12 protein-coding genes are annotated in these 14769 nt (G+C 43.6%); 7 read left to right on the top strand and 5 right to left on the bottom strand.

Going from position 1 to position 14769, the window contains the following annotated elements:
- Nucleotides 1-17: 17 nt before the first annotated feature.
- Nucleotides 18-1013: a PRC-barrel domain-containing protein gene (locus tag HWQ44_RS14010; RefSeq protein ID WP_292719466.1), complete on the top strand. Its 996-nt coding sequence runs from the start codon at nt 18-20 to the stop codon at nt 1011-1013.
- Nucleotides 1014-1115: 102 nt separating this feature from the next.
- Here HWQ44_RS14010 and HWQ44_RS14005 read toward each other — a convergent pair whose 3' ends face one another.
- The 3 genes from HWQ44_RS14005 to HWQ44_RS13995 all read right to left on the bottom strand — a co-directional run bounded on the left by HWQ44_RS14005 (nt 1116) and on the right by HWQ44_RS13995 (nt 2083).
- Nucleotides 1116-1526, bottom strand: a complete 411-nt coding sequence (locus tag HWQ44_RS14005; protein ID WP_292719464.1) for a type II toxin-antitoxin system VapC family toxin — start codon at nt 1524-1526, stop codon at nt 1116-1118.
- Nucleotides 1523-1759 carry a type II toxin-antitoxin system Phd/YefM family antitoxin gene (locus HWQ44_RS14000; protein ID WP_292719463.1) on the bottom strand — a complete coding sequence of 79 codons (237 nt, stop codon included), beginning with the start codon at nt 1757-1759 and terminating at the stop codon, nt 1523-1525. Before HWQ44_RS14000 ends, HWQ44_RS14005 begins: the two co-directional genes overlap by 4 nt.
- Nucleotides 1760-1894: 135 nt before the next feature.
- On the bottom strand, nt 1895-2083 hold the full coding sequence (locus HWQ44_RS13995; RefSeq protein WP_292719461.1) for a hypothetical protein: 189 nt from the start codon (nt 2081-2083) through the stop codon (nt 1895-1897).
- A 175-nt stretch (nt 2084-2258) separates the two neighbouring features.
- On the opposite strand from HWQ44_RS13995, the gene HWQ44_RS13990 reads away from it, so the two are divergent.
- Both HWQ44_RS13990 and ebsA read left to right on the top strand, forming a co-directional pair.
- Nucleotides 2259-3983, top strand: coding sequence for an ABC transporter ATP-binding protein (locus HWQ44_RS13990; RefSeq protein WP_292719459.1), 1725 nt, complete (start codon nt 2259-2261; stop codon nt 3981-3983).
- A gap of 240 nt (nt 3984-4223) precedes the next feature.
- On the top strand, nt 4224-4598 hold the full coding sequence (gene ebsA / locus HWQ44_RS13985) for a type IV pilus biogenesis protein EbsA (RefSeq protein WP_292719457.1): 375 nt from the start codon (nt 4224-4226) through the stop codon (nt 4596-4598).
- A gap of 172 nt (nt 4599-4770) precedes the next feature.
- Here ebsA and HWQ44_RS13980 read toward each other — a convergent pair whose 3' ends face one another.
- Entirely contained in the window at nt 4771-5574 is an 804-nt protein-coding gene (locus HWQ44_RS13980; protein WP_292719455.1) for a PEP-CTERM sorting domain-containing protein, read from the bottom strand.
- 744 nt (nt 5575-6318) lie between these two features.
- Between HWQ44_RS13980 and HWQ44_RS13975 the strand changes: the two genes are divergently transcribed.
- Together HWQ44_RS13975 and HWQ44_RS13970 are read left to right on the top strand one after the other, a co-directional pair.
- Nucleotides 6319-8235, top strand: a complete 1917-nt coding sequence (locus HWQ44_RS13975) for a GTPase family protein (RefSeq protein WP_292719453.1) — start codon at nt 6319-6321, stop codon at nt 8233-8235.
- Between the two features lie 343 nt (nt 8236-8578).
- Nucleotides 8579-10252 (top strand): ATP-binding protein, encoded by a 1674-nt coding sequence (locus HWQ44_RS13970; RefSeq protein ID WP_292719452.1) that lies wholly within the window; start codon nt 8579-8581, stop codon nt 10250-10252.
- 575 nt (nt 10253-10827) lie between these two features.
- On the opposite strand, the gene HWQ44_RS13965 is transcribed toward HWQ44_RS13970, so the two are convergent.
- Entirely contained in the window at nt 10828-11937 is a 1110-nt protein-coding gene (locus tag HWQ44_RS13965) for an S-(hydroxymethyl)glutathione dehydrogenase/class III alcohol dehydrogenase (RefSeq protein ID WP_292719450.1), read from the bottom strand.
- A gap of 361 nt (nt 11938-12298) precedes the next feature.
- On the opposite strand from HWQ44_RS13965, the gene HWQ44_RS13960 reads away from it, so the two are divergent.
- Entirely contained in the window at nt 12299-13582 is a 1284-nt protein-coding gene (locus HWQ44_RS13960) for a valine--pyruvate transaminase (RefSeq protein WP_292719448.1), read from the top strand.
- Nucleotides 13583-13815: 233 nt separating this feature from the next.
- Nucleotides 13816-14604: a ribosome maturation factor RimM gene (gene rimM / locus HWQ44_RS13955; RefSeq protein ID WP_292719446.1), complete on the top strand. Its 789-nt coding sequence runs from the start codon at nt 13816-13818 to the stop codon at nt 14602-14604.
- Nucleotides 14605-14769 lie beyond the last annotated feature (165 nt).

The raw sequence follows: 14769 nt of genomic DNA, 5'->3' as shown, positions 1-14769 counted from the left end.
TCAGGACTCGGTATAGAATGACCTCCGAACAGATAATTAGGCGTTCCGACATATTAAATACCCAGGTGATTACCCGCGACAACGGCAAGCGGCTAGGCATCATCAGTCAAGTCTGGGTTGATATCGATCAACGAGAGGTTGTGGCTCTTGGTTTGCGAGACAGCCTGATCTCCATTTCGGGCATACCGCGCTATATGTACCTCAACAACATCAGCCAGATTGGTGATGTCATCCTGGTTGATAACGAAGATGTAATTGAAGATATTGAAGTTGAATCTCTCAGTAATTTGATTAACTGGGAAGTAATTACAGAAACAGGTGAAGTATTAGGCAAAGTTCGGGGCTTCAAGTTCAACGGCGAAACCGGCAAGCTTAACTCCATAGTCATTGCTTCTTTAGGATTGCCCCAAATTCCCGATCAATTTGTGAGTACTTACGAGTTCTCAGTAGATGAGATTGTCAGCACTGGCCCCAATCGGTTGATTGTGTTTGAGGGAGCCGAAGAACGAGTAAACCAGTTGACAGTTGGTTTACTAGAGCGCTTGGGTATCGGCAAAGCGCCGTGGGAGCGCGATGCAGAAGAAGAATACGGCTATACTCCACCGCGCCAAGTTGCACCAGCCAATCAACTGCCTAGTGGAGTGCCATTGCAGCCACCTAGGCAAAAAGTTCGCGCCCCCGAACCCGTAGCGCGGGAAGAAGAATGGAATGAAGACTATGTGGAAGAAGAAAGGCCACAGCGTCAGGTAATGAAGGCGCGGCAATATGAATCTATTCAATACGAAGAAGACGAGGAAGAAGATAACTGGAGCGAAGCAACGGGCAACGACAGGTATCAACAACCGCAACCGCTAAAATATGAAGCCCAGCCTTATAGCAAGCCTTATGTTGACGAATACGATGATTATGACGACGTAGAGGGCGATGCTTGGGAAGATGCGCCGAAGCCTGTGAATATTCCTAAGAAAGTCAAGGAAAGACAGCCGGAATACGAAGAAGAAGGCGGATATTAATTCGTAATTCGTAATTCGTAGTTCGTAATTCAACCGGAAAATTACGAGGTATTTTAAGATTAATTCAGCCTTTTCCTTACTTACAAGGAGAGGGCTAATTTTTTAGCGAGGTTCGAGCCAGTTTTGTACTTTTAAATTAGGAACACGGGAAAATTCACGAATATTGGCGGTAACGAGAGTTAGATCAAGGGTTAAAGAATGGGCAGCAATTAATAAGTCATTAGCTCCAATCAGTTTACCTTGTTGTTCTAAATCAGTGCGAATTTCTGCGTAATATTGCTCTACAGGATGAGTTAGGGGTAGTATTTCAATACTATCCAAAATTATTTCAAGTTTTTCTATGAGCTTTTGAGAGTTCTTTTTTCTAGCTCCAAATCTTGATTCACAAGCTACTATAATACTTGTACAAATTTTGTCTTCTCCGACATCTTGAATTTTTGAAAATACCACTCCTCTGGGATTTTTAATTAGTTCTGAAATGATGTTTGTATCTAACAAGTATAAATAACTCATTTTGAAAACTCAATATCATCTAAGGGTAATAATCCTTCGTCCACGTCGGCAAAATCTTCCTCTAGTGGTTCAAGGGTGGAAAGGGTTTCCAGGAGAGATTTTTTCTTGATGGGGGAAATGATGGCGAAGGGGATACCGTTTTGGGTAATAGTGAGGGGTTCGCCTGTTTTTTGGGCTTGGTTGAGTAGGGTTTGGATGGTTTCGGGGAGATCGGAAAGAGTGATTTGTGTCATGGTGGGTTCTGGGGTTAGCGGATGGGGACTTGGCGCACATCTATTTTACTTGTGACGGCGTTGGTAATGAGGGCGGTGCGATATTCAAAACAAGATTAAATCCGGGATTTCGCACCCAGAACTGTCACACCGCAATTAAATGGATCTATCTAGTAGTCTGTCAAATTTATTTTGACGGTTAGAGAGACGGCGATTTATCGCCGTCTCTACAAGGAATTTATCTGTCATATGATGTTCGGGTAAAGACTTATCATTTAGACCGCAGGGGTGCAGGGAGCAGGGAGAAAGAGATTTTCCTGATTTTTGCACGGATGCGGTAATCATAAGTAATTAACCGGACTTGATATCAATTAGTTCTTGACAGACTACTAGTACTTATGAACTAATTAACTCTAGGATCAACGCTAAAACAGTCTGTAACTAATTAGTTAACTGTTCAGAAACTCGCCAAAAACTGCTAGCGTCAAACAAAGTAAAATATCGTTGTGGATCTTTGAGCTTGAAAACCCGTTCTAATTACTGGCAACTACTGCCTTATATCCGACTCCAGTGGCAAACCATCACCAAGGGACTTATTGGTATCTTGGGATACGTACTGGCGACATTAGTGTTGATCAATCTCGCCGGGAAATTGGCAACTCCCTTTGCCCAAGGTAATGTAGTAGCGATCGCTCAAATAACTGGCAGTTGTGCTTTAGTATTTCTTGTCAGAGGCTTGTTTCAGTCTATACAAGATATGTACATGGCAAAAGCTGCTTTGAGAGTTGCTTTCCATCTCCGTCAGCAAGTCTACGCCCATCTTCAGAAGCTAAATCTCAGCTATTTTGAAACGGCAAAAGCAGGTGATTTATCTTACCGCCTCACGGAAGATGTTGACCGGGTTGGCGAAGTCGTAAATAAAGGATTTCACGACTTTATCCCCTGCATTTTGCAGTTGCTAGCAATTCCGATTTACATGATTTACCTAAATTGGCAACTGACACTAGCAACGGTGATAGTTGCGCCGCTAATGGGTATTTTAGTCGGCTGGTTTGGTGAACGGTTACGCAAGTATTCCTTAAAAAGTCAAAATCGCGTGTCGGGTTTATCAGCCATCCTCGCGGAAGTTTTCAACGGTATTCGTTTGGTACAGGCTTTTGCTGCCGAAAATTACGAAATCGCCCGCTTTGGCCATGAAGCAGAACGCAGTCTCAAAGCCAAATACTCAGCCGAACGCCTGAAAGCAATTCAGATTCCCATCATCGGGTTTCTAGAAGCCTTAAGTGCGTTATCGTTACTGATTGTGGGAGCTTGGCAAATTTCCCAAAATAACTTGACAGTGGCGAATTTTTTCAGCTATCTGGCGGCGGCGGCGCTGTTAATTGATCCCATTGGTCATACTACTAACAACTACAACGAATTTAAGCAGGGTGAAGCATCTGTTGATCGCGTTTTTGAATTGATGGCAATTCAGCCAACGGTGATCGAAAAGACAAATGCGATCGCTCTCCCCCCTGTCAACGGCAAGGTAGAATATCGTCATATTTCCTTCGCCTATAAGCCAGGTGAACCTGTATTAAAAGATATCAGTTTATTGGTATCACCAGGTGAAGCGATCGCACTTGTGGGTGCTTCTGGTGCTGGTAAAACCACATTTGTGAATCTCCTCCCGCGTTTTTACGACCCCGAAGTTGGGCAAATATTCATTGACGGTGTTGATATTCGAGATGTCAAGCTGCATAGTCTGCGGCGACAAATTGGGATTGTTCCTCAAGAAACCATCATGTTTTCGGGGACAATTGCCCAAAATATCGCTTTTGGACAAGATATTTTTGATATAAAAGCAGTTAAAGAAGCGGCAAAAATTGCTAATGCCCATCAGTTTATTAGCCAACTGCCAGAGGGTTATAAGACTTGGGTGGGTGAACGTGGGGTAAACTTATCAGGTGGACAAAGACAAAGAATTGCGATCGCTCGTGCTGTTCTCCTCAATCCCCAAATCTTGATTCTTGATGAGGCGACATCAGCATTGGATTCTGAATCAGAAGCACTGGTACAGGAAGCGCTGGAAAGATTAATGGAGAAACGGACAGTATTTATTATTGCTCACCGTTTATCGACCGTGAGAAGGTGCGATCGCATTTTAGTTCTCGAACAGGGACAAATTGTCGAATCGGGAACCCATGAAGAATTATTAGCCCTAGAGCATCGCTATGCGCGGTTTTATGCCCAACAGTTTAGTTAGGAGTGGGGAGGAGGGAGACTACTAAACCCAATGCCCAATACAACTATTGAAGAGGCTGCACCAACGGCAACACTCACTACAAGTGTCCAGTGTCATATCAATCTGTCTAATTGCTGATCAAAAAAATCTCCGCGTGAGAGCGTCTCCACTTTTGCTATGTGCTTTAGACATATCTTTTGGGAATACTACTAACAGCCACTAATATCCCCAGTTGCTAACTAACTTGAGCAATATTTAACAATGTCTATTGAGCAACTCCAGCCTGCCACTCAACAACAAGCCAGTGTTTACTTACCTTACGTTCAGGGCACTAGGCGCAATTTCTTACCCTATGCCATCAGTCTTTATCAAAAAGGGGTCTTGGAGGGACACCGGAAGATAGAAGCCAGTGAACATGTCCCCTTTGTCGCCTCCTGGAATGTTGCTACTTTACCCTCAGACTTAACCCGTTGTCGAATCCAGTTTGATGGCAACGCTGATCTGAGTTATGAACTGATGATGGCTAGTTTCGAGTTTATTAATTTTTTAATTGAACTTATGGACAACTATAAACGTTATCGCATAACCGATTTTTCACAACCGTTTTATCGCAAGCTATTGCGTATAGACGATTGATTAAATTCAGCCGAACTTTTGCAAGTTCGGCTGTTTGTAAAGTCTAATTTATGACTCACCTGGGCTACAAAGACAAAACCTACCTCCGCAGGTTAGCAAACCCTTGATTTTGTATTAGTCCACGGATGTGGATTATACTTATTGATCGGCAAATTATACTCGCTTAACCCTTTTAAAACATCTTCTTAGGAGAGATGTCTTTTTTTCGTTTCAAAACGATACCAAAACCAGCTACCATCAGGGTTCCGATAACGCTAGCGGGTTCTGGAATAGAAGTTTCATCTATAGGGACTTTGATTCTTAAATTTGCCAAGGTAGCGTTAGTTATGGTCAAGGATGTTACAGTTGGCAAACCGGGGATATCGGACTGGAAATCAAATACTGTGGGAGTTAAATTACCATTGCGATCGCTGTATCGCTCTCCATATCCAGTCACTTCAAAAGTACCTTGATACTGCTTTCCGGTGTTTGGATCGATGACAGTACCAGTATATAAGGCTTTGATGAAATTAAATTCATCCTGAACTACTCCTTGAAATGTGGTTCCTGCCAATTGTCCTTGGTATTTATAGGGTGTCAACTGACCACCAGAGAGAACCGGCGACGTGAGAACACCATCGAATGAGACGAAGGGAATACCTTTAAAGTCAACAAAGTAATGCAGACTTCCATCAGAGCGTGTTTCTACCTGTAAATAGTCTGACTGGTATACAGGAACATAATTAGGATTATTATTAGTACCTAAGTTCCGATAATAAGTTCCAGTGTCATCCGTATCAATACGAGTAATACTGTTATTGAAATTGGGATTATTTCTGGGAAGCTCAATAGTTCCTGATAACGTACCAGTACTTTCAATTGTGATGAATTGAGCGGCAAAAGCACTTGCTCCACTTAAAGCGATTGTCACTGCTGCTAAACAACTGCTGCTAACAACTGCACAACCTAGCTTAATCCCTGATGAACTCACTTTCATTAGCAAATTGCTCCTTGAATTGCCGATGAGAAAACACACCTAATCTGCTGAGATTAATTTTTAATATTTCTCAAGCATGATTTATTATTCCCAAGTTTCTGATGTAAGTTTCATCGACAATAAAAAATCTTGTCAATCGCTATTTTTATTCTTGTTTTTGTGGAGCGTGTCGGAGACAATCACCTTATTATTCAATTCAAATCTCGTTTCATTATGAGAAGGTGTTTAAATAGTTCTAAGATTTAGCCTGAGCCATTCAGTAAATTATTCACGCCCTAAATCACCAGATGCTAACAGTAAGACAACAGCCTCCTGTTATTCGATTGAAGTTACTAGTATTTTAGGTTTTATGGCAAGCGATCGCTATCTTGATTGTTGCTTGCGATCGCAGAGCGTGTCAAAGATTATTGCACCTCAGATCCCAGCTATATAACTTAAATTCTCATCAGCTTACGAATGGTGCTAATCTAGACTGCATTTATTAGCAATTGGAAACTTTTTCTCAATTAATTAGTACCTTTTAGCATTGGCAAATACGTGAATTTCCCCAACATCAAACATGAAACTTTGGGATATCTACAGTATGATACCGAATTTGATTGGTATGAAAGTCAAGTTGTTAGTAGTCTAGGATTAATCCAAGAATATCAAATATCCTGCCTAGATAGGAGACGATAGACTTTTTATAAGAGTGATTTTTGCAAAAACTCGAATTTTCCAACATTTCAAAGCAGGTATAGGGCAATGGTGCGATTAAAACCGTGGCAGTGGGTCGTTTTGGCAATCCCAATCGCGTTTATCATCATTTTTTTACTGATATCCGCCGGTTCGCAAATTCATGCGTGGGGTATTAGTTGGATCTGGGGTGTATTCACCCTTTTATTCGTTGGTTGGCGTTGGCTGCTAGTCAAATGGACTCTACCTGCTGTTAACCAAGTGGAAGCTGTATTAGCCCAAGTCCGCGAAGAACTAGAATCGACAGCAGAGGATACAGTCGGGCTACCAGTGGGAAGTGACACCACAAAGCTTGCAGAAACCGCACTCCAAGAAATTCTCCAAGCGGCACAAAGCGATCGCCCGATTTGGGAAGACTGGCAAACTTTTTGGACGCGATGCCAGGATTTGGTGGTGGCGATCGCTCATATCTACAATCCTCAAATTCAATATCCTCTGCTGAACATTTACGTCCCCCAAGCTTACGGGCTGATTCGGGGAACGGTGGATGATATGGATCAGTGGATGCAAAAGTTATCCCCAGTCCTCAATCAGGTAACGGTTGGACAAGCATATCAAGGATACGAGGTCTACCGGAAATTGGAGCCTTCGGCTCGGAAATTCTGGAAAGCTTGGAACTGGGCACAGTGGGTTTTAAATCCGGTGGCGGCGGTGGCCAAACAAGCCACTCAGGGTTCTAGTAATCAAGCAACTCAGCAATTATTGGGGAATTTAAGCCAGTTATTTCGGGAAGCTGCTCTGAGGAATTTATGCCGACAGGCGATCGCTCTCTACGGAGGTAGCAAACTACCAGTTTTAGTATCTTCACCGACATCAACTTTACCCACGGCAAAAACCCAGACACTCCGAGAAATCTTGACTCAAGCTCAACCAGCCGAGGTGGTTAAGCAAAAACCCGTGAATATTCTGCTGGTGGGGCGCACGGGATCGGGAAAAAGTAGCCTGATTAACACGCTATTTCAGGCGGATCTCGCAGCCGTTGATGTTTTGCCCAGTACCGATCGCATTCAGAATTATCAATGGCAGACTGAAAGCGGAGAAACTCTGACACTCTGGGACACACCTGGTTATGAACAAGTCAACCGTGCCGATCTTAGAAATCTGGTGCTTGATTATGCCATTAACGCAGATTTGCTGCTGTTAGCCACCCCTGCTCTCGATCCTGCGCTGCAAATGGATGTGGACTTTTTGCAAGACATCAAAGCAGAAGTTGCAGATTTACCTGCGATCGCAATTGTTACTCAGGTAGATCGTCTGCGTCCCATCCGCGAATGGCAACCGCCTTATGATTGGGAATGGGGCGATCGCCCTAAAGAAGTTGCCATTCGCGAAGCCACTGAGTATCGCGCCAAACTGCTGGGACACTTCTGTAATCTAGTTTTACCCGTGGTTACAGGTGATAGCAAAACAAGTCGAACCGCCTGGGGAGTAGAGCCGCTATCGTTGGGATTAGTCGATGCGATCGCACCTAGTAAGCAGCTGCGTCTCGCCCGCTTTTTGCGTAACCTAGAAGCCCGGATCATCGCTGCTGCCAAAATCATCGACCACTACACTTTCCAGATGACGACAACACAGGGATTAACGGCATTGCTCAAAAGTCCCGTTCTCCAGTTCGTTTCTAGGCTCTCAACTGGATCTCCAGCCCTAGCCTATATGCTGGCGGAGCAAATTCCCGTGGAACAGTTGCCGATTGTGATTGGCAAACTCCAAATGGGATATGAGCTTTTCTCGCTCTTGAATACAGGTAACCCTAACCCACTCAACTTTGAATTGCTGTCCCTCTGGCCGCTACTGCTGGAAAACTCCGCTTCACCCGACTGTAACGCCTGGGCATTTGGTCACGCCCTAGTGGAGTACTGGACTCAAAATTTGACAGTTGAACAACTTCGGAAGCGATTTGAGTATTATCTGTCGATCGCCAAATAATTTGTCTGTCTATGACGGGCTGTTAGGTGCCGCATCCTCCATTCTCACTGATACACGCGTAAATAGCGATATCAACTACATTTCCCCAGTTATTAACGTGCGCCTCCGTTGGAGACTCACGTTATATTAAATACCACAAGTTGTATTAGCCCTGATGACGCATACTGAATAATTACTCAGACTAATAAATATATTTATACTCGTAAATGAACGGGCAAAAAATGCGGCAACAGTTTGTACTCTTAAAATAAAGTTGAGATTACGATTAAGAGTAGGTGTCTGCTGAAACCTACCCGCTTTACCTGAGTTTTTAAACAGACATCCCTTTTGTTCGGAGTTTTTTATGAAAAATACATTACAAACCTCAATCTCTCAAGAACAGAATTCACATCAGAGCTATAACATTTCTTCTTACAATCGGCTGCTTTCGGTTGTGAAGGATTTAGCTTGTGTGCGGACTATTGAGGAAATAATTGAGATTGTGCGTTTGGCAGCTCGGGATCTCACGAACGCTGATGGAGTAACTTTTGTACTGCGGGATGGTGAATGTTGCCACTATGTTGATGAAAACGCCATTGGGCCACTTTGGAAAGGTATGCGTTTTCCACTCAAGTCTTGCATCTCCGGTTGGGCAATGCTTAATAAACAAGCAGCCGTGATTGAAGACATTTACCAGGATGCTCGAATTCCCCTTGAGGCCTATAAGGTAACTTTTGTCAAAAGTTTAGTGATGGTTCCCATTCGGGTTTCTGATCCACTGGGTGCGATCGGAGCCTACTGGAGTACACCACACCGAGCCACGCCCGAAGAGATAGGATTGCTTGAGATTTTGACCGACACTACGGCAGTTGCGATCGCCAACGTTCAACTTTTCCAGAAACTTACGAACCAAAACGCCCTTAAAGACCAATTCATTGCGATGCTAGCTCACGAGCTGAGAAATCCCGTTGCCCCCATCTCGAATGGGGTTCAGCTTCTAAAATTAAAGGTAGGCGAGACTGGTGCAGTCGGAGAAACAGTTTTAATGATGCAACACCAGATTAAGCATCTCTCGAAATTGATTGATGAGCTACTTGACATATCGTCCATTACCTACGGGAAGATTTCATTAAACCTCGAAAAGTTTAATCTGGTAGATTTGGTTCGCCAGAGTCTCAATGACCATGCACAAGCGATACAGAAATCGAACCTTACCTTAGTAAAAGACCTGCCAAGCACGCCTGTATGGGCTTATGTTGACTCCACCCGCTTCTTCCAAGTATTTGGAAACCTTCTTGATAACGCCTTAAAATTCTCAAAACCAGATGGGATAATCTGGGTGGATCTCTCATTTATTCGAGGTGAGAATGGCTCAGGTAGTGTAGCGGTCTTATCTGTAAGAGACTCAGGCATGGGGATAGACCCAACAATCTTATCAGAACTCTTCGAGCCATTTACCCAGGCCGATCGCAGTTTAGACCGTTCTAGAGGTGGGCTAGGTCTGGGACTCTCGGTAGTCAAAAGTCTTGTCGAACTTCATGGTGGTAATGTTGAAGCCTCAAGTAGAGGGATCAATTTAGGAGCAGAATTCAAAGTCACTCTCCCTGTATGCGAAGAGATTCCACCCTTGGACAACGACCTGGAGATTACAGAGGAGACGAAAAAATCGTTGAAGATTTTAGTCATCGAAGATAATGAGGATTCAGCGGTATCATTACAAGCAGTACTTGAGCATTTTGGACATGAGGTTTCCATTGCCAAGAATGGATTTTTAGGGGTAGAAACTGCAAGGAAGCTTGAGCCTCATGTAATTATTTGTGACATCGGACTTCCTGAGATGGATGGATTCGCCGTTGCACAAGAACTGAGTCAAGATTCCAAATTTACTCGCTCAATTTTGATTGCGCTCACCGGCTACGGTAGCCAGGAGGATCGGGATCTGGCGCTTCAGGCTGGTTTCAAATGCCACTTGACCAAGCCTGTGGACTTTGAAATACTTACAGCAGAAATTGATCGATACTTTCTTATGAGTGCGTAAGCGTAGCCTGTCGTAGATATCGCTTTTATCCCATTAAATCATCTGTCACAGGCTCACTCAGATAAAAGCGATCTGACTAATATTTTTTAGGGGAACTAGGTAACTCAAAAGAGAAGCTTATGCACTTGTATTTTAATCAAGCTAAAAAACTGGATGAAATTTTGCAGTGTTCTGATATTTTCAGGTAAATAGACCACGCGGTAGGGGCACAGCATTGCTGTGCCCTTACGACAGATGTGGTTCAAATACATAAAAACTGCTGTAATTAGGATAACTATCTTGTACCTTTTAATATTGTGACAAAGGAACTGGAATCAAAATTCCCCATAGCTTTGGTAGAGCGAAAAATTCATAATTCATAATTATGTTTCAGATAGAGATTTAAAGCTTATTTGAAACAGCACTGTCTGCATAAGGGACTTCCAACTAAAAAAATATCCTATCGCTGTGGAGGCAGGGGGGCAGGGAGCAGGGAGCAGGGGGAGAAAGAAAAATCTTATCTAATTAAATTTGGATAATTTATTTTCTGGAAGTCCCTAAGCATCAGTCACAAATTACGAATTACGAATTACGAATTAGAAAGTCACCACACTGCGAATTGATTCACCCTTGTGCATCAGTTCAAAAGCATCATTAATTTGCTCAATGGGCATTACATGGGTAATCAAATCATCAATATTTATCTTACCTTGCATATACCAATCAACAATTTTTGGCAGATCTGTACGTCCTCTAGCACCACCGAATGCTGAACCTTTCCAAACGCGCCCAGTTACTAGTTGAAAAGGACGAGTACTGATTTCTTGTCCAGCACCAGCAACACCGATAATCACACTGACGCCCCAACCTTTGTGGCAGCATTCTAATGCTTGGCGCATAATTTTGACATTACCGATACATTCAAAACTGTAATCAGCACCGCCTTTTGTTAAATCAACCAAATAGGGAACCAAATCACCCTCTACTTCTTGGGGATTAACAAAGTGCGTCATCCCAAACTTTTCCGCCAAGGCGCGTTTGTTGGAATTAAGATCCACCCCGACAATCATATTAGCTCCCACCATCCGCGCCGCCTGGATAACATTTAAGCCAATACCACCCAAGCCGAAAACCACGACATTTGCTCCCGGTTCCACCTTGGCAGTATTGATGACTGCACCAATACCAGTAGTAACACCGCAGCCAATGTAACAAACCTTATCAAATGGGGCGTCTTCCCGAATTTTTGCCAAGGCGATTTCCGGCAGCACCGTATAGTTGGCAAAAGTGGATGTACCCATGTAATGATGAATCATCTGCCCATCCATACTAAAGCGACTGGTGCCATCGGGCATAACACCGCGTCCTTGAGTTAGGCGAATGGCTTGACAGAGATTAGTTTTGAAACTCAGACAATATTCGCACTGGCGACATTCGGGAGTGTATAGGGGAATCACATGATCCCCTGGTTTCAAGCTGGTGACGCCAGCGCCTACTTCCATTACCACACCAGCACCTTCATGTCCTAAAATTGCCGGAAACAAACCTTCGGGATCGTCACCAGATAGGGTAAAAGCGTCGGTATGACAAATCCCGCTTGCTTTAATCTCAACTAACACTTCGCCGGCTTGTGGCCCCGATAGTTGAACGGTTTCAATCGTCAACGGCTTACCTGCGCTGTAAGCTACTGCTGCTTTAACTTGCAATGTCAGCGCTCCTGTATAGTTTTGTCATTTGTTATTTGTCATTGGGCATTGGGCATTGGGATTAGGGGATGAGGTGACAGGTGATAGGGAATAATCTGTACCCTGTACTCTATTCTCTTGTTTACTCCCCAGTTTCCTCATAGGCATTGAGCGTATGATACACTCTTGTATCACTTCATCATATTTACTAAGCACGATCGCGGCTATAACGATAAATATTATTACCTTTGTTAAAATGTCATTCTCTAGCTAGATTGGTTAAAGGCGGCAACAGCTGTTTTGGCAACGATGTAAACTGGATGTCAGCAGCAAACCTCAAATAATTTGTCCACCCCTAAATTAATATATTTTGTCACAGCTTATGAACCCTGCCCTAACTCAAATTGGCGCTCAAATGTCCAACCTGACTGGCGTCAGAGCAATCATGAAGGATATTATCGAAACATTACGAGCGGGTGCAGGGCAGCAATTTATTAATTTGAGTGCTGGTAATCCGTTGATTTTGCCAGAGGTAGAGCAATTATGGCGGGATTGTACTGCACAGCTTTTGGCTAGCCCAGAATATGGTGAGGTGGTTTGTCGCTACGGCTCAAGTCAAGGCTATGCACCATTAATTGAAGCGATCACTAACGATTTTAACAAACGCTACGGGTTAAACTTAAGCGATCGCAATATCCTCATCACTCCCGGTAGTCAAAGCCTTTACTTCTACGCTGTCAATAGCTTCGGTGGCTACACCCCCAGCGGCGAGTTAAAACAAATCGTTTTACCCCTTAGTCCTGACTACACAGGTTACGGCGGTATCTGCTTGGTTCCAAAAGCCCTAATCGCCTACAAACCAACTCTCGATATTGATGCAGCCGCCCACCGATTTAAATATCGCCCCGACTTCAGCCAACTGTCGATTACAGAAAATACGGGTTGTGTCCTCTTCTCTCGCCCCTGTAATCCTACTGGTAATGTCCTCACTGATGATGAAGTGAAAAAGATTGCTGCCCTAGCTGCGCCTTACAATCTACCCGTGTTAATTGACTCGGCTTATGCGCCTCCTTTCCCGGCATTAAACTTTACCGAAATGACACCAGTGTTTGGTGATAACATCCTTCACTGCATGAGTTTATCAAAAGCCGGATTACCAGGAGAAAGGATTGGTATTGCCATTGGGGATGAAAAGTGGATTGAAGTGTTGGAGTGTTTCCAGGCAAATATGAGTCTCCATTCTTCACGTTACGGCCAAGCGATCGCAGCTCTTGCAATTAATTCTGGCCGCTTAGTGGAAATTTCTCACACTGTCATTCGTCCCTTCTACCAAAATAAGTTTACCGTTTTAGAAACCAGCTTAGAAGAAGCGATGGCCAAAGATTTACCTTGGTTCCTGCATCGCGGTGAAGGAGCAATTTTTGCTTGGTTGTGGTTAGAGGATTTACCCATCAGTGATTGGGAATTTTACCAACAATTAAAGCAAGTAGGTGTGATCATTGTCCCTGGAAGTACCTTCTTCCCTGGTTTAGAGGAAGAATGGGCGCACAAGCACCAATGTTTCCGCATCAGCCTTACAGGTACAAATGAAGAGATAGCCACTGCTATGCAACGTTTAGCAAAAGTGGCTGAAGAAGCTTATAAAGGTGCGGCGGTGACTGCCTAGTACCGCAAGGCAGAATTAAAAATTAAAAATTAAAAATTAAAAATGAATACAGCGTAAGCATTTCATTGATTTGGAATGGTGAGGTAGTCCGGTCTTCTCCCAAGGGGAGACGCCAAAGGCGATGGGGGTTCCCCCCATGAGGAACTGCCGAACCCGTTAGCGCAGCGTTAGCGAGTCATCGAGCGTCAGGGGTGGTTTATTTCCGCCGTGTTGTACTAGTAGGAAAAATGGAAATGAAACACGAAGAAGCTGAAGCTAATAAAGAGATTGGAGGCAGAGAAGCAAAAGGGCAGAGAAGCAAAAGGGCAGAGAAGCAAAAGGGCAAGAGAGTAGGAGGAAATTCAAAAATTCAAAATGCCCAATCCCCAGTGCCCAATCCCCAGTCCCCATTACCCCTTATCCCCAGAGGGGGCCCCACCTTCCCCAATCCCCAATCCCCAGTCCCCAATCTCGATAATTGGTTAGAAATTGGTAAGATTGTTTCTCCTCAAGGATTGTCTGGAGAATTAAAGGTTTATCCTGTATCTGACTTTCCCGAAAGATTTGAGGTGCCGGGAAAACGTTGGTTGTTGCGTTTAGATGGAACAGAACCACAACCAATCGAATTATTGACAGGACGTTATATCAGTAACAAAAACTTGTATGTGATCAAATTAACTGGTGTGGAAACTTGCGATCAGGCAGAGGCATTGCGTGGTTGTAAGTTAATGGTGCCAGTGAGCGATCGCCCCCAATTAGCCGAAGATGAATATCATGTCCTTGATTTGATTGGCTTGGAAGTCTTCATGCAAGCATCTGGTGAACTCGTAGGTACGGTGGTAGACATCATCCCTGCTGGCAATGATTTGTTAGAAGTAAGGTTACATGAATCATTTACTACTGACAAAGGACAAATGACAAATGACAAAAAGCAAAAGACTGTTTTGATTCCATTTGTGGAAGCGATCGCACCACTAGTAGACTTACAATCTCGTCGCATTGAAATTACACCGCCACCTGGGTTATTAGAAATTAATAGTTAGGTTATTACGTAATAGCACGTTGTAAACATTGCTTTCCATCCTGTGCCAAGAGCCAAGGAATTTAGTTACAAAGGCTGAGAAAATTTGTCATGGGTTAGATGGCCATCATCTGGAAAACAAGTAAGATTACATACTGGTGAATCCGTCAAAATTATTTTGTAATGG

The organism is Nostoc sp. JL34, from assembly GCF_017114945.1.
Lineage (GTDB): Bacteria > Cyanobacteriota > Cyanobacteriia > Cyanobacteriales > Nostocaceae > Nostoc.
Note: the sequence above shows the minus strand (reverse complement) of the source record. Positions and strands in the feature narration are given on the sequence as shown.

Coding starts and splice junctions, on each gene's coding strand:
- HWQ44_RS14010 (WP_292719466.1), top strand. CDS start 18: ATGACCTCCGAACAGATAATTAGGCGTTCCGACATATTAAATACCCAG.
- HWQ44_RS14005 (WP_292719464.1), bottom strand. CDS start 1,526: ATGAGTTATTTATACTTGTTAGATACAAACATCATTTCAGAACTAATT.
- HWQ44_RS14000 (WP_292719463.1), bottom strand. CDS start 1,759: ATGACACAAATCACTCTTTCCGATCTCCCCGAAACCATCCAAACCCTA.
- HWQ44_RS13995 (WP_292719461.1), bottom strand. CDS start 2,083: ATGATTACCGCATCCGTGCAAAAATCAGGAAAATCTCTTTCTCCCTGC.
- ebsA (WP_292719457.1), top strand. CDS start 4,224: ATGTCTATTGAGCAACTCCAGCCTGCCACTCAACAACAAGCCAGTGTT.
- HWQ44_RS13980 (WP_292719455.1), bottom strand. CDS start 5,574: ATGAAAGTGAGTTCATCAGGGATTAAGCTAGGTTGTGCAGTTGTTAGC.
- HWQ44_RS13975 (WP_292719453.1), top strand. CDS start 6,319: ATGGTGCGATTAAAACCGTGGCAGTGGGTCGTTTTGGCAATCCCAATC.
- HWQ44_RS13970 (WP_292719452.1), top strand. CDS start 8,579: ATGAAAAATACATTACAAACCTCAATCTCTCAAGAACAGAATTCACAT.
- HWQ44_RS13960 (WP_292719448.1), top strand. CDS start 12,299: ATGAACCCTGCCCTAACTCAAATTGGCGCTCAAATGTCCAACCTGACT.
- rimM (WP_292719446.1), top strand. CDS start 13,816: ATGAAACACGAAGAAGCTGAAGCTAATAAAGAGATTGGAGGCAGAGAA.